At 52.5% G+C, this 22,911-nt stretch carries 17 protein-coding genes, 1 pseudogene and 1 riboswitch; of the genes and pseudogenes, 9 read left to right on the top strand and 9 right to left on the bottom strand.

Annotation, left to right across the window (positions count from 1 at the left end):
• Nucleotides 1-407 precede the first annotated feature (407 nt).
• From frdA to blc, 5 genes are all read left to right on the top strand, one after another.
• The gene (gene frdA / locus AACH44_RS02130) at nucleotides 408-2,204 is read left to right on the top strand and encodes a fumarate reductase (quinol) flavoprotein subunit (RefSeq protein ID WP_261849420.1); all 1,797 of its coding nucleotides are present in this window, start codon (nucleotides 408-410) and stop codon (nucleotides 2,202-2,204) included.
• Entirely contained in the window at nucleotides 2,197-2,934 is a 738-nt protein-coding gene (locus AACH44_RS02125) for a succinate dehydrogenase/fumarate reductase iron-sulfur subunit (RefSeq protein WP_261849421.1), read from the top strand. The genes frdA and AACH44_RS02125 overlap by 8 nt, the downstream gene beginning before the upstream one ends.
• A gap of 13 nt (nucleotides 2,935-2,947) precedes the next feature.
• Nucleotides 2,948-3,343: a fumarate reductase subunit FrdC gene (gene frdC, locus AACH44_RS02120; RefSeq protein ID WP_261849444.1), complete on the top strand. Its 396-nt coding sequence runs from the start codon at nucleotides 2,948-2,950 to the stop codon at nucleotides 3,341-3,343.
• Between the two features lie 14 nt (nucleotides 3,344-3,357).
• Complete coding sequence (gene frdD / locus AACH44_RS02115) at nucleotides 3,358-3,714, top strand: fumarate reductase subunit FrdD (RefSeq protein ID WP_005972985.1); 357 nt, start codon at nucleotides 3,358-3,360, stop codon at nucleotides 3,712-3,714.
• Nucleotides 3,715-3,836: 122 nt separating this feature from the next.
• Complete coding sequence (blc, locus tag AACH44_RS02110) at nucleotides 3,837-4,421, top strand: outer membrane lipoprotein Blc (protein ID WP_261849422.1); 585 nt, start codon at nucleotides 3,837-3,839, stop codon at nucleotides 4,419-4,421.
• Between the two features lie 32 nt (nucleotides 4,422-4,453).
• Here blc and AACH44_RS02105 read toward each other — a convergent pair.
• The 3 genes and pseudogenes from AACH44_RS02105 to efp all read right to left on the bottom strand — a co-directional run bounded on the left by AACH44_RS02105 (nucleotide 4,454) and on the right by efp (nucleotide 5,798).
• Nucleotides 4,454-4,759, bottom strand: a pseudogene (locus tag AACH44_RS02105) (DMT family protein).
• 162 nt (nucleotides 4,760-4,921) lie between these two features.
• Nucleotides 4,922-5,053, bottom strand: a complete 132-nt coding sequence (locus AACH44_RS02100) for an entericidin A/B family lipoprotein (protein ID WP_261849423.1) — start codon at nucleotides 5,051-5,053, stop codon at nucleotides 4,922-4,924.
• A 178-nt stretch (nucleotides 5,054-5,231) separates the two neighbouring features.
• Nucleotides 5,232-5,798, bottom strand: coding sequence for an elongation factor P (gene efp, locus AACH44_RS02095; protein WP_261849424.1), 567 nt, complete (start codon nucleotides 5,796-5,798; stop codon nucleotides 5,232-5,234).
• A 40-nt stretch (nucleotides 5,799-5,838) separates the two neighbouring features.
• Between efp and epmB the strand changes: the two genes are divergently transcribed.
• Complete coding sequence (epmB, locus tag AACH44_RS02090) at nucleotides 5,839-6,885, top strand: EF-P beta-lysylation protein EpmB (protein WP_261849425.1); 1,047 nt, start codon at nucleotides 5,839-5,841, stop codon at nucleotides 6,883-6,885.
• A gap of 49 nt (nucleotides 6,886-6,934) precedes the next feature.
• Here the strand turns inward: epmB and AACH44_RS02085 are convergent, their stop codons facing one another.
• Both AACH44_RS02085 and pgi read right to left on the bottom strand, forming a co-directional pair.
• The gene (locus AACH44_RS02085) at nucleotides 6,935-7,282 is read right to left on the bottom strand and encodes a DUF4156 domain-containing protein (RefSeq protein WP_261849426.1); all 348 of its coding nucleotides are present in this window, start codon (nucleotides 7,280-7,282) and stop codon (nucleotides 6,935-6,937) included.
• A gap of 43 nt (nucleotides 7,283-7,325) precedes the next feature.
• Nucleotides 7,326-8,975: a glucose-6-phosphate isomerase gene (gene pgi, locus AACH44_RS02080; RefSeq protein ID WP_261849427.1), complete on the bottom strand. Its 1,650-nt coding sequence runs from the start codon at nucleotides 8,973-8,975 to the stop codon at nucleotides 7,326-7,328.
• A 201-nt stretch (nucleotides 8,976-9,176) separates the two neighbouring features.
• Nucleotides 9,177-9,369, top strand: a riboswitch (Lysine riboswitch).
• A 114-nt stretch (nucleotides 9,370-9,483) separates the two neighbouring features.
• On the opposite strand from pgi, the gene lysC reads away from it, so the two are divergent.
• A complete protein-coding gene (lysC, locus tag AACH44_RS02075) occupies nucleotides 9,484-10,854 on the top strand; it encodes a lysine-sensitive aspartokinase 3 (protein ID WP_261849428.1) in 1,371 nt (456 codons plus the stop codon).
• Between the two features lie 42 nt (nucleotides 10,855-10,896).
• Here the strand turns inward: lysC and AACH44_RS02070 are convergent, their stop codons facing one another.
• A complete protein-coding gene (locus AACH44_RS02070) occupies nucleotides 10,897-12,543 on the bottom strand; it encodes a Na/Pi cotransporter family protein (protein ID WP_261849429.1) in 1,647 nt (548 codons plus the stop codon).
• Between the two features lie 323 nt (nucleotides 12,544-12,866).
• On the opposite strand from AACH44_RS02070, the gene AACH44_RS02065 reads away from it, so the two are divergent.
• Nucleotides 12,867-14,321 carry an anion permease gene (locus AACH44_RS02065; protein WP_261849430.1) on the top strand — a complete coding sequence of 485 codons (1,455 nt, stop codon included), beginning with the start codon at nucleotides 12,867-12,869 and terminating at the stop codon, nucleotides 14,319-14,321.
• A 73-nt stretch (nucleotides 14,322-14,394) separates the two neighbouring features.
• Here the strand turns inward: AACH44_RS02065 and foxA are convergent, their stop codons facing one another.
• The 3 genes from foxA to metH all read right to left on the bottom strand — a co-directional run bounded on the left by foxA (nucleotide 14,395) and on the right by metH (nucleotide 21,822).
• A complete protein-coding gene (gene foxA, locus AACH44_RS02060) occupies nucleotides 14,395-16,491 on the bottom strand; it encodes a ferrioxamine B receptor FoxA (protein WP_261849431.1) in 2,097 nt (698 codons plus the stop codon).
• A 188-nt stretch (nucleotides 16,492-16,679) separates the two neighbouring features.
• The gene (locus AACH44_RS02055; RefSeq protein ID WP_261849432.1) at nucleotides 16,680-17,636 is read right to left on the bottom strand and encodes a helix-turn-helix transcriptional regulator; all 957 of its coding nucleotides are present in this window, start codon (nucleotides 17,634-17,636) and stop codon (nucleotides 16,680-16,682) included.
• A 550-nt stretch (nucleotides 17,637-18,186) separates the two neighbouring features.
• Entirely contained in the window at nucleotides 18,187-21,822 is a 3,636-nt protein-coding gene (metH, locus tag AACH44_RS02050) for a methionine synthase (RefSeq protein ID WP_338659595.1), read from the bottom strand.
• A 241-nt stretch (nucleotides 21,823-22,063) separates the two neighbouring features.
• Between metH and iclR the strand changes: the two genes are divergently transcribed.
• The gene (iclR, locus tag AACH44_RS02045; protein ID WP_261849433.1) at nucleotides 22,064-22,897 is read left to right on the top strand and encodes a glyoxylate bypass operon transcriptional repressor IclR; all 834 of its coding nucleotides are present in this window, start codon (nucleotides 22,064-22,066) and stop codon (nucleotides 22,895-22,897) included.
• Nucleotides 22,898-22,911 lie beyond the last annotated feature (14 nt).

Here is a 22,911-nt window from a genome sequence, read left to right as displayed (position 1 = left end):
AAGCGCCACAGCGGGTTTTTAGCAATCCATATTCTTCCCTTCGGGAGGAGACGATGAGGTAGCAGCCGTAAATTATATCTAGTGAATCATTTTCTTATATCCCTCTAAAAAGGGTTATTAAAGAAATAAAAGCATTATTTCCCCGTAAATAAGCCTTTCGATCACGTTTTTATCAATAAATACGGAACACGCTGAAAAAACCACAAAATGCAGGATCACATCAAATTTCGTCTACCTATAATTCGGTATAATTATTCCCACACAAAAATTATAGGTTTATCTATTCTTTATAGGTCTATCGCACAATTTTAAGCGGGTTTGATATTAAGCTCGGATATAAAGACAGAAATGAATAGATATTATTTTTTTATTTTAACTTAATTAACTTAAGTAACTGGAGGAATGCATTGCAAACCTTTAACGCTGATTTGGCCATTATCGGGGCCGGGGGTGCTGGCCTACGAGCAGCAATTGCTGCCGCAGAAGCCAACCCTCAACTGAAAATAGCGCTGATATCAAAAGTCTACCCAATGCGTAGCCATACCGTGGCAGCAGAAGGTGGGTCAGCTGCGGTGACTCAGGAACACGATAGTTTCGATTATCACTTTAACGACACCGTATCCGGTGGCGACTGGCTGTGTGAACAAGACGTGGTTGAGCACTTCGTCAAACACTGCCCGGAAGAGATGATTCAACTGGAACAATGGGGCTGCCCCTGGAGCCGTAAACCGGATGGTTCTGTCAACGTTCGCCGCTTTGGCGGAATGAAGATTGAACGCACCTGGTTTGCCGCCGATAAAACCGGCTTCCACATGTTGCATACGCTGTTCCAAACGTCCCTTAAATATCCACAAATCCAACGTTTTGATGAGCACTTTGTCCTCGACGTTTTGGTCGATGATGGCCAGGCGCGTGGCCTCGTTGCCATCAACATGATGGAAGGTTCGCTGATTCAGATCCGCGCCAACGCTGTAGTACTGGCGACAGGCGGCGCAGGTCGCGTGTACCGCTATAACACCAATGGTGGCATCGTCACCGGTGATGGCATGGGTATGGCGTTCCGCCATGGCGTTCCGCTGCGTGATATGGAATTCGTTCAATATCACCCAACGGGCTTGCCTGGCTCCGGTATTTTGATGACCGAAGGCTGTCGCGGCGAAGGCGGCATCATGGTCAACAAAGACGGCTACCGTTACTTGCAAGACTACGGCATGGGCCCGGAAACGCCGCTCGGCGAACCGAAAAACAAATACATGGAGCTGGGGCCGCGCGATAAAGTATCGCAGGCATTCTGGCACGAATGGCGCGCAGGCCGCACCGTTTCAACCCCGCTGGGTGATGTGGTTTACCTCGATCTACGCCACTTGGGCGAGAAGAAGCTCAAGGAACGTCTGCCGTTCATCTGCGAACTGGCAAAAGCCTATGTCGGCGTCGATCCGGTAAAAGAGCCCATTCCTATCCGTCCTACTGCGCACTATACGATGGGCGGTATTGAAACCGATCAGAACTGCGAGACCCGCATCAAAGGGCTGTTTGCCGTCGGCGAATGCTCTTCTGTTGGTCTGCACGGGGCGAACCGTCTGGGCTCCAACTCACTGGCCGAACTGGTGGTCTTTGGTCGCGTTGCGGGTGAACATGCCGTACAACGTGCGCAGGCAGCAGCACCAGCCAACGGTACGGCGCTGGATGCACAAACGCGCGACATCGAACAGCGTCTGCATGACCTGATGAATCAGGAAGGCACCGAAAGCTGGGCGAAAATTCGCGACGAAATGGGCATGTCGATGGAAGAAGGCTGTGGTATTTACCGCACCACCGACCTGATGCAAAAAACTGTCGATAAGATGGCGGAGCTGAAAGAACGCTTTAAACGCGTGAAAATCACTGACCATTCCAGCGTGTTCAACACCGATCTGCTGTACACCGTTGAACTGGGCCACAGCCTGGATGTTGCGGAATGTATGGCACACTCGGCAATCAACCGTAAAGAATCCCGCGGTGCACACCAACGTCTGGATGACGGGTGTACCGAACGTGATGACGTCAATTTCCTGAAGCATACGCTGGCATTCTATAACCCAGAAGGTACACCTCGTTTGGAGTACAGCGATGTGAAGATTACCAAACTGCCACCGGCTAAACGCGTATACGGTGCAGAAGGTGATGCACAGGAAGGCAGCAAGAAGGAGCAGGCGAATGGCTGAGACGATCAAAACCCTGAAAATGGAAGTCATGCGCTATAATCCAGAACGAGATCGCGAACCGTATTTTGAGACGTTCGATGTCCCGTACAACACACAAACTTCCCTGCTGGATGCGCTGGGTTATATCAAGGATAACCTGGCACCGGACCTCTCTTACCGCTGGTCCTGCCGTATGGCAATCTGTGGTTCCTGCGGCATGATGGTGAATAATGTCCCTAAATTAGCCTGTAAAACCTTCCTGCGTGAATACACAAATGGTCTGAAGGTTGAAGCGCTGGGCAACTTCCCTATCGAGCGCGATCTGGTGGTCGATATGACCCACTTCATTGAGAGTCTGGAAGCCATCAAACCGTATATCATCGGCAACGCTCGTAAACCTGCTGACGGTCCGAACAAACAGACTCCAGCGCAGATGGCGAAGTATCACCAGTTCTCCGGCTGTATTAACTGTGGTCTGTGCTATGCGGCGTGTCCGCAGTTCGGTCTGAACCCTGAGTTCATCGGTCCGGCTGCCATTACGCTGGCGCACCGCTATAACCTGGACAACCGCGATCACGGCAAAAAAGAGCGTATGGCGCAGTTGAACGGGAATAACGGCGTCTGGTCCTGTACGTTTGTGGGCTACTGCTCAGAAGTGTGTCCGAAGCACGTCGATCCTGCCGCGGCTATCCAGCAAGGCAAAGTCGAAAGCGCGAAAGACTTCATGATCGCGATGCTGAAACCACAATAAGGGAGGGACTATGATGACATCTAAACGTAAAGCGTATGTTCGCGACATGTCGCCAACCTGGTGGAAAAAGCTGGGGTTCTACCGCTTTTATATGTTGCGTGAAGGGACGGCCGTCCCTGCTGTCTGGTTTAGCATCGTACTGATGTGCGGCGTCTTCGCACTGAAAAACGGGCCAGAGGGCTGGGCAAACTTCGTCAGCTTCCTGCAAAATCCGCTGGTACTGCTGATCAATATCGTTGCTCTGCTGGCTGCTGCGTTGCACACCAAAACCTGGTTTGAGTTGGCACCGAAAGCCAGCATCATCGTCATTAAAGACGAGAAAATGGGACCAGAGCCAATCATTAAAGGGCTGTGGGCTGTCACCGTCGTGGTAACCGTAGCCGTTCTGGCGATCGCCTTACTATTCTGAACAGGAGAAATAACGTGATTAACCCAACGCCAAAACGTTCTGACGAGCCTCCTTTCTGGGGACTGTTCGGTGCCGGTGGGATGTGGAGTGCGTTCTTTGCTCCGGTCATCATCTTGCTGGTCGGTGTGATGCTGCCTCTGGGGCTGTTCCCGGATGCGCTAACCTATGAGCGCATCGCCGCGTTCAGCCAGAGCTTCATCGGCCGCGTCTTTTTACTGCTGATGATTGTACTGCCGCTCTGGTGTGGCCTGCACCGCATCCACCACGCGATGCACGATCTGAAAATCCACGTTCCTGCTGGGAAATGGGTATTTTACGGTCTGGCTGCGATCCTGACTGTGGTTACCGTCATCGGCGTCGTTACGCTGTAGGTGTAGCGCTGCAAATGTAACACCGTACTTAACGGCCTGTGTAACGCAGGCCGTTTTATTTCCCCGCTAGACTACGCCCATCGTCTACACTGGAACAAAGATGGAAATGGTGAGACGTCAATATGATGCCCTTTAACGCTATTCGCTTTAACACCACGTTATTCAAAAGTCTTCTCTTCAAAATCAGACAATGTGGGAAAACGTGCATTGCCACACTGGTGGCACTCTTTTCTGTTGCTTGTAGCGTGACGCCGCCCGATAACGTCAGCGTCGTAGAAAATTTTGACGTTAGTCGTTACCTCGGTACATGGCATGAAATTGCCCGCCTCGACCACCGCTTTGAACGCCATCTGGAACGCGTGACGGCAACCTACAGCCTACGGGATGACGGCGGCGTCAAAGTGATTAATCGCGGCTATAACGTCGAAACGCAGGAATGGAAAGAAAGTATTGGGAAGGCGTATTTCACTGAGTCACCCCAGCGCGGTGCGCTAAAAGTGTCGTTCTTCGGGCCGTTCTATGGCGGTTACAACATCATTGAGCTGGGCGATGACTACCGCTACGCTCTGATTTGCGGGCCGAACCGTGACTACCTATGGATTCTCTCACGCACGCCAACATTGGATACTGCGACGCGGGATAAATTGGTTGCCACGGCCAAACGCTACGGCTTCCCGACAGAGGCGCTGATCTGGGTCAATCAGTAAGCTGAGCCTATTGGTCGTAATACGAAGATAAACTATCTATCCCATAATCTTATCGCGAAACATAAAGAAAACGGCGCCCACAGACATAATCCCGCCCAAATATAGTCGGTGCGGAACGGTTCTTTTAAAATGAACATAGAGAAAGGGATAAATACGGAAAGGCTGATCACTTACTGCAATATTTTCAATTGACCCACAGAGGCAACCTGATAATCAATCCTATTTGCAGACACCTGTAAGAGATATTCGGATAATGCGATACCTCAGCTGATCAACGCAGCAATTATCCAGGTTCGGCTGCTGAAATAGCGTAAACACCCGTACCAGGCGAACGTCATAAATATATTGCTCAGCGTCCGCATGCCGACAGCAATGAAAAGAGGCGACATTGTTACTTCTCCGAGTGATCCACTTTCACATTACCTCGTCGAGTGGAAGAAAACACCATCACGGCATTTTCTTCCACTCGGAAAAGTTATTACGACTTATTTCTTACGTTATCATTGGGTGCTGCGCTGAATAGCCTTCCCACCCGCTTCCACATCTTGCCCAACACCTCGGGTGGTATTACAGCCCACCACTGCGGAGAGAATAACCAGAGAGAAAATGGCAACACATGCTTTCTTCAACATACTCGATTCCTTCTTTATGAGAGTAGGATTTCAACGGTACGAAAGTGACTGCTTTTTAAGCGTAGCCAATTTTGATGCTTGTGGAAGACTTTATAAGGCTGGGGAATAAAAAAGGAAGACTGAAATGAGGAGTAAGTCAAAAGGCCGCTCTCACAGAAGGCGGCCTTTTTCGCATTAATTACTTAACGCGTGAAACGTACTCGCCAGAGCGGGTGTCAACTCTAACAACTTCGCCGATCTGCACGAATAATGGCACTTTAACCACTGCGCCGGTGCTCAGGGTTGCTGGCTTACCACCAGTTCCTGCGGTATCGCCTTTCAGACCCGGATCGGTATCGGTGATTTCAGCTTCGATGAAATTCGGTGGCTGAACGGTAATCGGGCTACCGTTCCACAGCGTAATGATACATTCTGCGTTATCTTGCAGCCATTTCGCCGCATCACCAACGGTCTTCTCTTCAACCTGATGCTGCTCAAACGTCTCAGGGTGCATGAAGTGGTAGAACTCACCGTCGTTATACAGGTAGTTCATGTTGGTATCGACTACGTCTGCACCTTCTGCTGAGTCGGTAGACTTGAAGGTTTTTTCAACGCGAGAGCCCGTCAATAGGCGACGCATTTTTACACGAGCAAAAGCCTGGCCTTTACCCGGCTTCACAAATTCACTGGATTCGACGGCATACGGTTCACCTTCGAATATGATTTTAAGACCGGAACGAAAATCGTTGCTAGAATAAGTCGCCATAAAGGCCCTCTACAATTTAACACTGGTACGAAGCCAAAAAATGGCACACATTGTAACCCTAAATATACCTTCCAGAGAAGATTGGTTGCAGCAACTTGCGGACGTAATTACCGATCCTGATGAATTACTGCAACTTTTGGCACTGAACGATCACGCTAAACTGCGACAAGGCAATGATGCACGCCGGCTTTTTGCTCTGCGTGTACCGCGCGCATTCGCCGCACGGATGCAAAAAGGGAATCCTGACGATCCGTTGCTGCTTCAGGTATTGACCGCACGCGAGGAATTTGTTGTCACGCCAGGCTTCACTCATGACCCACTTGATGAGCAACACAGCGTCGTTCCCGGGCTACTACACAAATATCACAATCGTGCTCTGCTGCTGGTTAAAGGCGGCTGTGCGGTAAACTGCCGCTACTGCTTTCGCCGCCATTTTCCGTATCAGGATAATCAGGGCAATAAGGCAAACTGGCGCCAAGCGCTGGATTATATCCATCAACACCCTGAATTGGATGAAATCATTTTTTCCGGCGGCGACCCGCTGATGGCCAAAGACCACGAGTTGGATTGGCTTATCACCGAATTGGAACTCATCCCGCATCTGAAACGCCTACGTATTCACAGCCGTTTGCCTGTGGTGCTCCCCGCCCGTATTACCGATGCGCTGTGCGATCGTCTGTCCCGCAGTTCGCTTCAGGTGCTGCTGGTGACGCATATTAACCATCCACAGGAAATCGATCCTGATTTAACACAAAGTATGGCGCGTTTACGCCGTGCAGGTGTGACGTTGCTCAACCAAAGTGTGCTGCTGCGCGGGGTAAATGATAGCGCTGAGACGCTGGCTCGGCTCAGTAATGCATTATTTGACGCAGGTATTCTGCCTTATTACCTACACGTGTTGGATAAGGTACAGGGTGCCGCCCATTTTCTGGTGGATGACAACGAGGCGCGAGTCTTAGTCAAAGCGCTAATGAAAAAGGTGTCTGGCTATCTGGTGCCGCGTCTGGCGCGGGAAATCGGTGGGGAAGCCAGCAAAACACCGCTGGATTTAGGCATGCAACAGCATCAGGACGACGCCGAGAAATGACCGTGGTGAATACGGTGAGAGCCATGCTCTCACCGGGTTTCTTTTTAGCTTAAGGACACTTGTAAACGCTGCCGTTCATTTTGCTGTCTAGCGGCGCAAAGCTTGACCAGAAGGTCTCGCTTGGGCTGGTGGCACCATAGATGGTATTGCCTCCCAGCGCCGCCGCTTTATTACGCAGATCGTTTGCTGCACCGCGCATAGCACTACCGTCGCCATGGTTGCCCGCCAGCCAATTCGACTGGCTACCGCTAACTTGCCCCAATAGTTGGCATTCGCTTCCTGGCTTGGTATCCGTGAACGTCACGGCCTGCCCAGCGGCGCTGAGTTGGCTAGTGCTGCTGCACCCTGCCAGCAAGACTGCCGCTGCTGATAGCCCCAACAAAATACGAACCTGCATCTCTTCCTCCTTGCGATTAAAAAACCAAAGGGCACAGGCCCGATTAGTTACGCCACGCCTTGAAGCGGTTGATCAGCCCGTTGGTAGAGCTGTCATGGCTGTCGATCGTACTGTCATTTTCCAGCTCTGGCAGAATACGGTTCGCCAGTTGCTTACCTAGCTCCACGCCCCACTGATCGAATGTGAAGATGTTCAGGATCGCGCCTTGCGTAAAGATCTTGTGCTCATACAGTGCGATCAGCGCGCCCAGGCTGTACGGGGTGATTTCACGCAGCAGGATCGAGTTGGTCGGACGGTTGCCCTCAAAGACCTTGAATGGTGCGACGTGTTCCACGTCTTCTGCACTTTTGCCTGCTGCCGCAAATTCCGCTTCCACTACGTCACGGCTCTTACCGAACGCCAGCGCTTCCGTCTGTGCAAAGAAATTCGACAGTAGCTTGCTGTGGTGATCGCTCAATGGATTATGGCTAACCGCCGGTGCAATAAAATCACACGGAACCAGTTTGGTGCCCTGATGAATTAACTGGTAGAACGCATGCTGGCCGTTTGTACCCGGCTCACCCCAGATAATCGGCCCAGTCTGGTAATCCACTGGGTTGCCATTGCGATCGGCTGATTTCCCATTGGATTCCATATTCCCCTGTTGGAAATAGGCCGCGAAACGGTGCATATATTGGTCATACGGCAGAATCGCCTCGGTTTCTGCACCGAAGAAATTGTTGTACCAAATGCCGATCAGCGCCAGCAGCACGGGCAGGTTCTTCTCCGCAGGTGTGGAGGCAAAGTGCTTATCCATTGCGTGCGCGCCGCTGAGCAGTTTTTCAAAATTCTCAAAGCCCAGAGAGAGAATGATCGACAGTCCAATCGCCGACCACAGGGAATAGCGTCCACCGACCCAGTCCCAGAATTCGAACATGTTGTCGGTATCGATACCAAATTCGCCGACGGCTTTCGCGTTGGTGGACAACGCGGCAAAGTGCTTGGCGACGTGTTTCCCGTCCTGTGCCGTTTTCAGGAACCAGTCGCGCGCGCTGTGTGCGTTGGTCATGGTTTCCTGCGTGGTGAAGGTTTTAGAGGCAACGAGGAACAGCGTGGTTTCCGGGTTCAGTGGCTTCAACGTTTCAGCAATATGTGTGCCGTCAACGTTGGAGACGAAATGCATGCTGAGGTGATTTTTATAAGGCTTCAGCGCTTCCGTGACCATGAACGGTCCCAGATCGGAGCCGCCGATACCAATGTTAACCACATCGGTAATTGTTTTGCCGGTATAGCCTTTCCACTCACCGCCAATCACGCGTTCGCTGAAATCTTTCATCTTTGCCAGCACCGCGTTAACTTCCGGCATCACATCTTTGCCATCCACCAGAATCGGTGTATTACTGCGGTTACGTAGGGCAACGTGCAGAACAGCGCGATCTTCCGTACGGTTAATTTTTTCGCCGGAAAACATGGAGTTAATCGCCGCAGACAGGTCAGTTTCCCGCGCTAACGCATGCAGTTTTTCCATTGTTTCGGCTGTGATGCGGTTTTTGGAGTAATCCACCAGCATCTGATCGTCGAACGTTGCGGAAAAATGCGCGAAACGATCGCGATCCTGTGCAAACAGATCGCTAATTTGCACGTTTTTCATCGCGTCAAAATGGGTTTGTAATGCCTGCCAGGCGGCAGTTTGGCTTGGATTGATATTTTTCATAATGCGACTTTCTCTCTAAGCATGAGTTCAAAGTGACTGAATCGATTGTATCCCTTAAAATCCCGATTGAGATCCCTTTTCTTGCTAAAAGCGGTTTATGCCCTGTCGTTTACTGACAGCTTGTCGTTTACCGACAGATTGTTTATTGACAGAAACCGCATAACCCGTTATTTGTAGCACCGTACTTGCGCACTTGGTGTGCAAGCCAGAAGAGGCGCGTCGCCCAGGTAAGGTATCGGAGGAACCGTAATCCACTGATGATATCCGAGGGGGAGCGACGCCGAGATGCGGTGAAATACGGCTTTCACCCTATCGACTACAGAGGCTGAATCCTCTGGGTTGTCACCAGATTCGTCCTGATGGACGTTTAGCAAGGTGGAGCGCTTCTGGGTGTATCGTAGCGATTTTCTACGCCTGCCCCCTACTTCTGCTCTCCCCCTGTGCCAAGGCTGATTAATGGAATGCTGTTTACTGAAAACAGCCTACCCCTGACACGAGGTTTTTTGACATGTCTGCAACTGAAGTATCCGCAAACTCTACCGTTATTGCCAAATTTGGCGGCACCAGCGTGGCGGACTTTGACGCCATGAATCGCAGCGCCGATGTGGTGTTATCCAACCCGAATGTGCGCGTTGTCGTGCTATCGGCATCAGCGGGTATCACTAATTTATTGGTCGCGCTTGCGGAAGGCCAAACGCCGGAAACGCGCGCTGAACATCTGGCGAAGATCCGCCAGATCCAATACGCCATCATCGACAAGCTGACCAACCAGAGCGTGATTCGCGATGAGATTGATCGTATGTTGGACAGCGTGACCACGCTGTCTGAGGCCGCAGCGCTCGCGACATCCAACGCACTGACCGATGAACTGGTCAGCCATGGCGAACTGATGTCTACCCTGTTGTTTGTTGAGATCCTGCGCCAGCGCGATGTGATAGCAGAGTGGTTCGATGTACGCAAAATTATGCGTACCGACGATCACTTTGGCCGCGCACAGCCGGATTGCGACGTACTGGGCGAGTTAACTCGCAGCCTGTTGCAGCCGCGTCTTGAGCAAGGTTTGGTGATTACTCAGGGTTTCATCGGCAGTGAAGCAAAAGGCCGCACAACCACATTGGGTCGCGGCGGTAGCGATTATACGGCGGCGCTGCTGGGCGAAGCACTCAACGTCAGTCAGATTGATATCTGGACCGATGTTCCCGGCATCTACACCACCGATCCACGCGTGGTGCCGACCGCAAAACGCATCGACCAAATCATGTTTGAAGAAGCCGCTGAAATGGCGACATTTGGCGCGAAAGTCCTGCACCCAGCCACGCTGCTGCCTGCGGTGCGTAGCGATATTCCGGTGTTCGTTGGTTCCAGCAAAGATCCAGCAGCAGGCGGAACGCTGGTGTGCAATAAAACCGAAAATCCGCCGCTGTTCCGCGCACTTGCGCTGCGTCGTAAGCAAACGTTGCTCACACTGCATAGCCTCAACATGCTGCACACTCGCGGCTTTCTGGCAGAGGTGTTCAGTATTTTGGCGCGTCACAACATCTCTGTTGACCTGATCACGACGTCAGAAGTCAACGTGGCCTTAACGCTTGATACCACCGGCTCCACCTCAACGGGCGGCAGCCTGCTGTCCAGCGCCTTGCTGACCGAGCTATCATCGCTGTGTCGGGTCGAGGTTGAAGAGAATCTATCGCTGGTCGCGCTGATCGGCAATAAGCTGTCTCAGGCCTGTGGCGTGGGGAAAGAAGTATTTGGCGTGCTGGAACCGTTCCGTATTCGCCTGATTTGCTACGGTGCCAGCAGCAACAACTTGTGCTTCCTAGTCCCCGGCGACGACGCTGAGCGAGTGGTACAGACGCTGCACCGCAGCCTGTTCGAGTAAGCTACTTCTATCTTGTGGGGGAAACACCCCCACAAGATTCTGTCACAACGTCAGCGGTGATTCTTCGCGCTCTTCATCCCCATCCTGCTGCACAATCAAGACGTTATACGCCACCGCACAGAACAGTGAATTCAGTCGGTTCATGTCTCCAAGCAGGCTCAAATGGAGCGAACTGGTTTCCAGACTCTGTACGTTGTGCTGATGCAAACGATCGACATGCGCATGCGCATAGCGGCGGTTCATAATGCGGAAACGATGCTTGGCGCGGCGCAGGCGTTTAGCGCTAGTGACATCTTCCGATAGGAAAACCGACAGCCCCAAACGCAGGTTCGCCAGCAGTTGGTCATGCAGGTGGTTCAACTCTTCCAGCCCCTGTGAGGAAAACGCCATGCGTACACCGGATGAATGATTGCCAATGTCATCAGCCATGCGTTCGATAATATCGCCCGCCTGTTCCAGATTCAGCGCCACTTCGATGACTTCTGCCCAGCGCTGAGAATCCCGCTCATCCAACCCATCTTTTTGAATCTGCGCCAGATAAAGCTTAATCGCGGTGTACAGTATATCAACATCATCATCAAGCCGACGAATCTCCCGCCGCTGCATATGGTCGCCCTGTAAGACTTCACGGTATAGACGCAGCATTTGCTCCAGCACATCACCAATACGCAGCGTTTCTCGTGCAGCATTGGTCAGCGCCAGCGCTGGCGTGTCCAGCGAGCTGGTGTCCAGATGACGAGGCTTCATTTGGAGATCGACCTGAGGCGAATCAGCAATCATCGCACAGGACAGGCGTGCCACCACGCCAGTAAGCGGGATCAGCAGCAGACAGCGAATCAGGTTGTAGAACAGGTGGAAATAGATCACCAGCTCTTCAGCACTTAACGGAATGCGCGTCAGCCAGCGAGAAAGCGGCTCGACCAGCGGCAGCACAACCAAACAACCTATCAGCTTGAACAGCATGCTGCCGAGTGCCACGCGTCGCCCCGCCGCATTCTGCGTCGAGGTGCTCATCATCGTCAGTAATCCGCTCCCCAGATTGGCACCGATGACCAAACACATCGCCACTTCCAGCGAGATCACACCACTTGCCGTTAACGTCGCCGTCAACAACACCGCCGCCAGGCTGGAATAGGTAATCACTGCGAACAGCGCGCCCGCCAACGCATCCAGCATGACGTCGCCCGTCAATGATGAAAACAGCACCTTCACGCCCGATGCCTGCGTGATCGGCGCTGCGGCCAAGACGATCATTTCCAGCGCCAGCAGAATCAGCCCCAGCCCAATCGCTACACGGCCAATCTGACCCACTCGCGTCTGTTTACGGCTGAGGAAAAACACCACGCCAAGAAAAATCAGCAGCGGAGAAAGCCAGGACAGATCGAACGTCAGAATTCGCACCATCAGTGCCGTACCGACATCCGCCCCGAGAATAATCACCAACGCAGGCGCTAAGGCCACCAGCCCCTGCGAGACAAAAGAGGTCGTTAGCAACGCTGTCGCATTACTGCTTTGCACTAGCGCGGTTACGCCAATGCCAGCCATAAAAGCCAACGGTTTTTTCTCAACGCTATCGCTGAGAACCCGCCGTAACTGAGTGCCATAAACCCGCATGATACCGGTGCGGACAATGTGAGTGCCCCAAACCAGTAACGCAATTGCAGAGAGGAGATTCAGCAGTGTTAACAAAAAGTCCGCGCCTCCAGTTAATCAATATGTTGATAGATACGATATGTTAATAGATACGATGTGTTGATGACGTAATGAACCACTATCTTACCAGATGTTAACTGACCGTACTGCGAGACAGACCACTCCAAAGAAAAATCGCTCGATAATCAACTAATGATAAAAATTAATTAACTGACAATATTTAAAAAACAGAATCTAAATCAATAAGTCGACCATTTCGCCTCACGTCTTGTCCGGTTAACGCTATGCTATTTTTATTCCTATAACTCTTATGGGTTATAACCTCAAACAATCCTACTGACCCTGAGTAAGGAAAATGGATGAAAACAAAAACGTCATATGGACTGAACTGGCTCCCACTGATCGTCATTCTTGCTATCGCCGCCTTTTTTTGGCAAATGGAACCCCCAGCAGGCTTAAATCCAGCCGCCTGGCACTCCGCCGTCATTTTTGTCGCCACGATCGTTTGTATTGTCGCTAACGTCCTCCCGATTGGGGCCATCGGTATTATCAGTATCACCCTCTTTGCACTGACGTACGCCGCAGGGGATAAAACGGCCAGCGGGGCAATACAAACCGCACTCAGCGATTTGAACAGCTCGCTGATCTGGCTGATTGTCGTGGCCTTCATGATCGCACGCGGCTTTATCAAAACGGGATTGGGTCGGCGTATCGCCTTGCAGATGATCCGACTGTTGGGAAAACGTACCCTGGGGCTGGCTTATGGTCTGGCCTTTGCCGATCTGGTGCTGTCCCCCGCGATGCCGAGCAACACCGCCCGCTGCGGTGGGATTATTTATCCGATCGCCGATTCGCTGTCACGCAGCTTCGATTCCAAACCAGAAGACGCGTCGCGTAGTAAAATTGGCACCTTCCTGATTACCTGCATCGGTAACGTTAATGACGTAACGGCAGCGCTGTTTATGACCGCCTACACCGGCAACCTGCTGGCGGTGAAACTGGCGGCCAACGCAGGCGTAACCATTACCTGGGGAAGCTGGTTTCTGGCTGCACTCGTGCCCTGTTTAATCTCTCTGGCGGTTGTCCCGCTGCTGGTCTACTGGCTGACCAAGCCAGAAATTCGCCATACGCCGGATGCGCCAAAACTAGCCGTCGCCGAACTGGCAAAGATGGGCAGCATGAGCCGTGGCGAATGGCTGATGGCATTCACCGTTATCCTGCTGCTGGTACTGTGGATTTTTGGCGACCGCTTAGGCGTAGATGCCACGACCGCTTCCTTCGTCGGACTGTCCTTTCTGCTGTTAACTGGCGTACTAAGCTGGGAAGATGTGAAGAGCGAGAAAGGTGCCTGGGATACATTGATTTGGTTCGCCGCCCTACTGATGATGGCAAATCAGTTGAAAAATCTCGGCTTCACCAACTGGTTTGGCGATCTCATCGGCAGCAATATTGGCCATTTAATGCAGGGAACAAGCTGGATCTTGGTGCTGCTGTTGTTGAATGCGGCCTATTTCTACACCCACTATTTCTTCGCCAGCGGGAATGCACAGATCGCCGCACTTTTTGCGGTATTCCTCGGTGTCGGGATCAACCTGAATATTCCAGCGGTGCCGATGGCATTCATGCTAGCGTTTACCAGTAGCTTATACTGTTCACTAACACAATATACCCACGCACGCGGCCCGATCCTGTTCGGCGCGGGCTACGTACCGACGGCTGTCTGGTGGCGAACGGGCTTTGTCGTCAGTCTGGTGAATCAGGCGATCTTTATGAGCGCGGGCCTGTTATGGTGGAAAGCGATTGGCCTGTACTGATCGTTAACGAATACATGATGTGAAAAAGCTGGGTTGTCCCGGCTTTTTCATTTCATTGCCGCAACACGCGCGATCAGAACGAATAAGAAACGCTGCCGACCACGCTGCGCTCTGCACCGAAGTAACAGAACTCCAGTGAGTTACAGGCTGCTACGTAGCGTTTATCGGTCAGGTTGTTGACGTTAAGCTGTGCACTCAGTCCTTTCAGACCAACCTTCGAGAGATCGTATCCTACCGCCATATCCACCAGCGTATAAGAAGGCAGCGTGTGAGTATTGGCGCGATCGGAGGTCACACCGTTCACGTAACGCACGCCGGAACCGATGGTCAGACCGTCCAGCGGGCCGCGTTTCACATCATAACTGGCCCAGGCGCTGGCCTGATTGCGCGGTGCATACACCGCTCGTTTTCCTTGCTCAGTCACACTGCTTTTCTTATAGCGAATATCCGTATAGGTATAAGCCGCTTGCAAACGCAGATTATCAGTAATATGGCTCACCGCTTCCAGTTCCACCCCTTCCGATTCGATCTCGCCAACGGAACGATAAGGGTCATTAGGCTGAACTTTTGTCGCCACATTCTTCTGATTAATGCGAAACACCGACAGGCTGTACTGATCCTGAGAGCCTTCCGGCTGATATTTCATCCCAGCTTCCCACTGCTTGCCTTTCATCGGTTCCAGCACGTTGCCGTTATCATCGGCGAAGCTGGTTGGCGTAAAGGCCGTGGAATAGCTGACATACGGTGCCAAGCCATTATCAAACAGATAGAGTAAAGCGGCACGCGAGCTAAAGTTGTTTTTATCAAGTTCACTATGTGTGCCATTGGTATGATTAACGTGGGTTACTTTTACCTGGTCATGACGACCACCCAGCGTTAAGCGCCAACGTTCCCAGCTCATTTGATCCTGCACATAAATGCCCGTTTGCTGAAGTTTGTGTTTTTCCAGCGTGCCGGACATATCTGTTGGCCCAGAACCATAAACGGGGTTAAACGCATTGATTGCCGGGAAAGAACCCGAAGGCCAGTCCATATTATTATTGCGCTGCTGATAATCGAGCCCTACCAGCAGACGGTGGTTGACCGCACCTGTATCCACACTGCCATCAAGTTGGTTATCTAACGTCAACGCAGACAGCGACTCGCGGGAACCCGAGTAGTAGCGCGTCAGCGTATTGTCACCCAACGGCTCCCAACCATAGGCGTACACCTGATCCAAATGCACCTTGGTATGCAGGTAACGCAGCTTTTGACGCACCGCCCAGCCGCTATCGAAACCGTGCTCAAAGTTATACCCCACCATGTTTTGCTTACGGTCGTATTTCTCATAATTCTCTTCCCCTTCATAGAAGGTGTTCGAGATTTTCTGCCCGTTATGCGCGACTACGGTGCCGTCATACGGTAACCCCGAGTGGCTGCCGCCCTCAGGATCGCGTTGCAGGTAAGCCATAAACTCCAAACGCGTCTTGTCGGAAATTCGCCACAGCAGGCTAGGTGCGATCGCATAGCGCTCCTCTTTAGTCTTTTTGAACTGCGTATCGGCTTCGCGCACCATCCCACCCAAACGGAAGGCAAAACGTTCGTCATCATCCAGCGGGCCGGTCACGTCAAACGCCGCACCACGCTGCGCATTATTACCGGCAAACAGTTTGATCTGCCCGCTGCGATCGAACGACGGCTGGCGCGAATTCAGCGCCACAATCCCGCCTGGAGAAGAGCGCCCGTAGAGTACCGACGCCGGGCCTCTGACCACTTCAATGCTGTCGAGGAACCAGGGATCGATAACCAACGAGCTATGAGAGTTGGTATCTCCCATCATCTTCAGTCCATCGAGGTAGACATTATCAAGACTGCCGTCGGAAAAGCCGCGTAACACCATGTAGTCAAAACGGTTGGAAGCACCAATCTGGTTGTTAAATACGCCCGGCGTATAACCGACCGCCTGTCGAACGCTAGTCGCGCCTTGTTCCTGAATCTGATCGCGCGTAATGATAGAAACAGCCTGAGGAGTCTCAATATCGGGCGTTTCCAGCTTGGTGGCACCGCGTTGCATTTGAGACGTGACGACTAACGTATCGCCAGAGGATGGCGTATCCTGCGCGAGTGCCGATACCGTAAATCCACTAGTAATACAGCCAACCACCAGCGCCAGCCGCGTTTTTCTGAACATGGGAATCTCCACAGACCTTATTATTGTAAATAAGAATTATTACTGTTTTCGGTCTGCCGATAGCTATGCGCAGTGACAGGTTACGTATGCGCAATGACAAAATGGGAACTCTGCGAGAAAATGCCAGACAAGCGGTACGGTGGAAAAGTCAGGCGTAAAGGGTCAATGGGTTGATAAGGAAGGAACCGTTAGCTGACCATGCGCGCATCGCTCGGCGCGATACCGTAACGTCGCCGGAAAGCCGTGGCGAAGTTAGTCGCGTGCTGGTAGCCCGACATCCAGGCAGCCTGCTGAACGCTGTATCCCTGCGCCAGATAGCGACGGGATAGCTCCAACCGGCAATCACGCAGGTAGTCAAAAACCGAATGACCATATGTCTGGCGAAACTTGGTGCGCAGACTGCTGCTGCTCATCGCGGCCAGTTGCGCCAGTTCATTGAGGGAGTACTCTTTTTCAGGCTGCTGCGCCAGAAGCCGCCGAACATTCTCCAACCGCTCCTGTTCGTCGGGCGGGGGCAATAGGCGTCGTTCTCCCCCACGTTGCCCGAATGACAGGCCATGTCCCAACAGTTGTAGCATCACGCCTTCCAGCATGAGCTGACGCGATAACCCCGGCAGGGTATTTTCCAGCGCATGTTGCAAACCAGACAACAAATAGCCGGGAACCTGCCATAAAAATGTCGGATTGCCGCTCTGCTTCCATTCGTTCAACAACAAGCCCAACAGCGGTTCCAAAACGGATGTCGCGGGAAAAATCCCTAAAGACACGGTACGAAGATGGTGATCGGCAAGATGGCTCGCGTTCATGACTAACTGATCGCCCAGTTGGGTACTGAATGCCATGCCAGAGCGCACAACAAACTCCTTACCATTCAGGCGCAATGCGACGCACCCTTCCAGCACCACCAGCGTATAAAACGGGCAGCAGTGCAAAGACGTCGATTCGTAGGGCTGCAACACGCGCACGTTAGAGTTCGTTAGGCAAATACCGGAGGACAGCGTCATCTCTTCGACATCGCCCTGCACCACAATACGCTTTTCTTTCATACGATCGCGGCAAGACGACAGCAGCGGGAAGTGGTAATCAATCCCGTAGCGTTCGCCGATATCCAAGAAATCCTCAATGGAAAAGAGTCGTTTTAGCATAAGCGGGAAGATACCCTCATCCTGTGTAACGCCCAGAATCAGGCCTGCGATTAGTGGAAATGCGTGGAATGAAAACAGAACAGCGCTTTCTGCTTAATTGATGCACACCTTACCATTACCATGAAATCGCATCAATAAGACTGATAACTATTCTCATCACAATCAATCTTGCATGACGATAGGCTAAGAAGCAGAAAACATCTGCGTGCTAACCGGTTTTGATTTTCAAGTGGCGTTAAAAATTATGCTGAGGCGAGCGAGGACGCCGTGTGAGCAGCATGGACGCTGCGAGAGCTAGTGCCGCGCTGGGAGCGCGTCACTAGCGGCACGATTAGCGTTCTCGAATGCCGAAGGAACCGCAAAGCGGCATAATTTCCGCCAAAAAGCCTGGGTTCTCAGGGCAGCGGCGACTGAGCGCCCTGAGCGGGCGTGGTGCTAGTGCCACAGAGAAATCATGTGGCTTATCACGCACGAAACGCCCCCTCACAGGCATAGTTGAAATGGCTAAATCTCCGAGGCTGATATTGTCATACTCGACTTACGTCGAAACTTAATCCGCATCATAACCCAAGTTTGGCGCCAGCCAGCGCTCTACCTCGCTCACATCCATCCCTTTACGTACCGCGTAATCTTCCACCTGATCGTGCTGGATTTGCGCGACGGCAAAGTATTTGCTGTCGGGATGGCTGAAGTACCAGCCGGATACCGAGGCACCCGGCCACATGGCATAGGATTCAGTGAGCTTCATACCGGTATGCTTTTCCACATCCAGCAACTGCCAGATTTGCACTTTCTCCGTGTGGTCAGGACAAGCCGGATAGCCAGGCGCGGGACGAATACCCTGATAATTCTCACGAATCAGCAGATCACTATTGAGGTTCTCATTCGGCGTATAACCCCAGTACACCTTACGCACACGCTCATGCAGGTATTCCGCAAAGGCTTCCGCCAGACGGTCAGAGATCGCTTTCACCATGATCTTGTTGTAATCGTCGTGCTGAGCTTCCCACAGATCGGCCAACGTATCTTCTTCCAGCCCGCCGGTCACCGCAAAGGCACCCAGATAATCCGGCTTACCACTGGATTTCGGTGCCACAAAATCAGAGAGGCAGTAATTCGGGAAGTCGGTTTTCTCTGTCTGTTGACGCAGGTGATGGCTAACTGACAGCACCGTTTCACGCCGTTCATCGGTATAAATCACCACGTCATCACCCACGCGATTTGCTGGGAAGAGACCCACCACGCCACGAGGATTCAGCGCGCCGCGCGCGGACAAATCGTCCAGCATCGCGTTAGCATCGGCAAACAGGCGCTTCGCTTCCTCGCCCACCACCTCATCTTCCAGAATACGAGGATATTTCCCCGCCAGCGACCAGGTCATGAAGAACGGCGTCCAGTCGATGTAGTTACGCAGCGTTTCGATGCTGGCCGTCACTTCCTGGACACCCAGACGATGCGCCACTGGCGGCGTGTAGTTTTCCCAATCCAGATCCGAGGCGTTAGCACGAGCGACGTCCAACGTCACCGGTGGCGTGCGCGGTTTTTTACGCGCGTGCTGAATACGCACGGTTTCATACTCTTTACGAGTGCGCGCAACAAAGTCGTCATACTGCGTACTGGACAGCAGGGCCGACACCACACCAACAGAGCGCGAGGCATTCTGCACGTAGACGGTCGGGCCACTGTAGTTCTGCTCAATTTTCACAGCGGTATGCGCTTTAGAGGTCGTCGCGCCGCCAATCAGCAGCGGCAGCGTGAAGCCCTGACGCTCCATCTCTTTCGCCACGTTGACCATTTCATCCAGCGACGGCGTAATCAGCCCAGACAGCCCGATGATATCGACATTCTCTTCACGCGCGGTCTTCAGGATTTTATCCGTCGGCACCATTACGCCAAGATCGATAATTTCGTAGTTGTTACATTGCAGTACCACACCGACGATATTCTTGCCGATATCGTGGACGTCACCTTTTACCGTCGCCAGCAGGATTTTCCCAGCAGACGAACCTTTATCTTTACTGGCTTCAATATAGGGTTCGAGATAGGCCACCGCCTGCTTCATCACACGGGCGGATTTCACTACCTGTGGCAAAAACATTTTCCCCGCACCGAACAGATCGCCGACCACGTTCATTCCGTCCATCAGCGGGCCTTCGATCACTTCAATCGGCCGCGTTGCCTGCTGACGCGCTTCTTCGGTATCCAGCTCAATAAACTCGGTAATCCCTTTAACCAGCGAATACTCCAGACGTTTATTCACATCCCAGCCGCGCCATTCCGCCTGCGTTTTACTGCCTTCATCTTCCGTTTTGCTGCCGCGATATTTTTCCGCCAGATCGAGCATCCGCTCAGTGGCATCGTCGCGACGGTTAAGGATCACGTCTTCTACCGCATCACGCAGTTCAACAGGCAGATCGTCATAGATCGCCAACTGGCTGGCGTTCACGATCCCCATGTCCATCCCATTGCGGATCGCGTAATACAGGAAGACGGCGTGGATCGCTTCACGCACCAGATCGTTACCACGGAATGAGAAGGACACATTGGAGACGCCGCCAGAGATCATCGCATGTGGCAATTGCGCCTTGATATCGGCACAGGCTTCGATGAAATCTACTGCGTAGTTGTTGTGCTCATCGATCCCCGTTGCCACGGCGAAAATGTTCGGGTCGAAAATAATGTCTTCCGGCGGGAAGCCGACTTCTTCCGTCAGGATGCGGTACGCGCGGCGACAAATTTCAATTTTACGCGCGCGGGTATCTGCCTGACCGACTTCATCAAAGGCCATCACCACTACGGCTGCACCATAGCGTCGCACCAGCTTAGCGTGATGAATAAAGGTCTCAACGCCTTCCTTCATGGAGATCGAGTTAACAATGCCTTTGCCCTGAATGCATTTAAGCCCTTTCTCAACCACCTCCCACTTTGAGGAGTCGATCATAATCGGCACACGGGCGATATCAGGTTCACCGGCAATGAGATTCAGGAAGCGTGTCATCGCCGCTTCCGCATCAAGCATGCCTTCATCCATGTTGATATCGATGATCTGCGCACCGCTTTCTACCTGCTGGCGGGCAACATCCAGCGCTTCGTTGTATTTTTCTTCTTTAATCAGACGTTTAAACCGCGCAGAGCCGGTGACGTTCGTCCGTTCTCCCACGTTAACAAACAGGGTATTGGCATCAATAGTCAGCGGTTCCAGGCCGGATAAACGACAGGCGACCGGAATCTCCGGCAGCGTGCGCGGCGCCACCCCCTCCACCACTTTTGCCATCGCGGCAATGTGTGCGGGCGTCGATCCACAGCAGCCGCCGACGATATTCAGGAAACCGGACCGCGCCCATTCGCCGATGTGTTTCGCCATATCGGCCGGACCCAGATCGTACTCTCCGAAGGCGTTAGGTAGACCCGCGTTCGGGTGCGCACTCACATAGCATTCTGAAATACGGGATAACTCGGCGACGTACTGGCGCAGCTCATCCGGTCCCAATGCACAGTTCAAACCAAAGGAAAGCGGGCGGGAATGGCGCAGGGAATTATAAAAAGCTTCTGTCGTTTGGCCGGACAGCGTCCGTCCTGACGCATCCGTGATCGTGCCGGAAATCATCACAGGTAGGACGATCCCTAAGGCCTCAAATTCACTTTCGACGGCGAAACTCGCCGCTTTAGCATTCAAGGTATCGAAAATGGTTTCGATCATGATCAGATCGACACCGCCTGCGATCAGTGCGCGGGTCGATTCGCGATACGCCTCTACCAATTGATCAAAACTGACGTTACGAAACGCCGGATCGTTAACATCGGGGGAGATCGACGCAGTGCGGTTGGTCGGGCCAAGCACACCGGCAACATAGCGCGGCTTATCCGGCGTTAACGCCGTCCATTTATCCGCGCTGGCACGCGCCAGCTGTGCGGCGACGGTGTTAATTTCCGCCGACAGCGCTTGCATATCATAATCCGCCATCGCAATGGTGGTGGCGTTGAAGGTGTTGGTTTCGAGAATGTCGGCACCGGCTTCCAGATAGGCGTCATGGATTTCACTAATCACCTGCGGCTTGGTCAGCACCAGCAGATCGTTATTTCCCTTCACATCGCTCGGCCAGTCAGCAAAGCGCTCGCCGCGATAATCTGCTTCCTGTAGGCGATAACTCTGGATCATGGTGCCCATACCACCATCCAACACCATAATGCGTTGCGCCAACTGACGCCGCAATTCGTCTATCCGATTACTCACGCGAACCCCATTCCCAGCCAATAAATACGATATATATTGTGCCTATCCTAGCATAAGTAATGAACACACTAACGCCATGCAGCATGAGACTTTTTCAGGTCATTTGCCGATAAAAAGCGCAGAGAAAGAAGTGTTGCATTCTGTGGTAAAAAAACGAAAATCAATTCCATTACTCTAAAAAGGAATCGACACTATGACGCCACCAGAGCCAGCCAAACGTGGGAAAAAAACCAGAGCGAGCACGAGCACCGCGGCACAACCAACCGGACAGGTTCAATCGCTGACCCGTGGCCTAACGCTGCTTGAATATATCGCCAAAGCAAACGGCAGCGTGGCGCTAACCGATCTCGCGCAACAGGCCGGTTTACCGAATTCTACGACCCACCGCCTGCTCACCACCATGCAACAGCAGGGCTTTGTGCGTCAAGTTGGCGATCTGGGGCTCTGGACGATCGCCTCACACGCGTTTATCGTCGGCAGCAGCTTTCTGCAAAGTCGTAACCTATTGGCCATCGTGCACCCAATACTACGCAAATTAATGGAAGACTCAGGCGAGACGGTCAATTTGGCCGTGCTCGATCAGACCGATAGTCAGGCGATCATCATCGATCAGGTGCAATGTACGGCGCTGATGCGTATGTCTGCCCCCATCGGCGGTAAATTACCGATGCATGCTTCCGGTGCCGGGAAAGCGTTTCTGGCGCATTTACCTGATGCGCAAGTCACTCAACTGCTGCACAAGAAGGGGCTGCACGGCTATACGCCTCACACGTTTAGCTCGCCGCAAGCCCTGAAGGAAAATCTGTCACTGATTCGCAAACAGGGCTACTCGTTCGATGATGAAGAACACGCTCTGGGGCTACGCTGCATCGCGGCCTGTATTCTGGACGAACATCATGAAGCGTTCGCCGCTATTTCCATTTCTGGCCCTGTCTCGCGTATCACGGACGACCGCATCACCGAACTCGGCGCACTGGTGATCAAAGCCGCGAAGCAGATTATGCAAGAATATAGTGGCATACCGTGATACGGGATATAAAA

It is taken from the genome of Pectobacterium araliae (assembly GCF_037076465.1).
GTDB lineage: Bacteria > Pseudomonadota > Gammaproteobacteria > Enterobacterales > Enterobacteriaceae > Pectobacterium > Pectobacterium araliae.
Note: the sequence above shows the minus strand (reverse complement) of the source record. Positions and strands in the feature narration are given on the sequence as shown.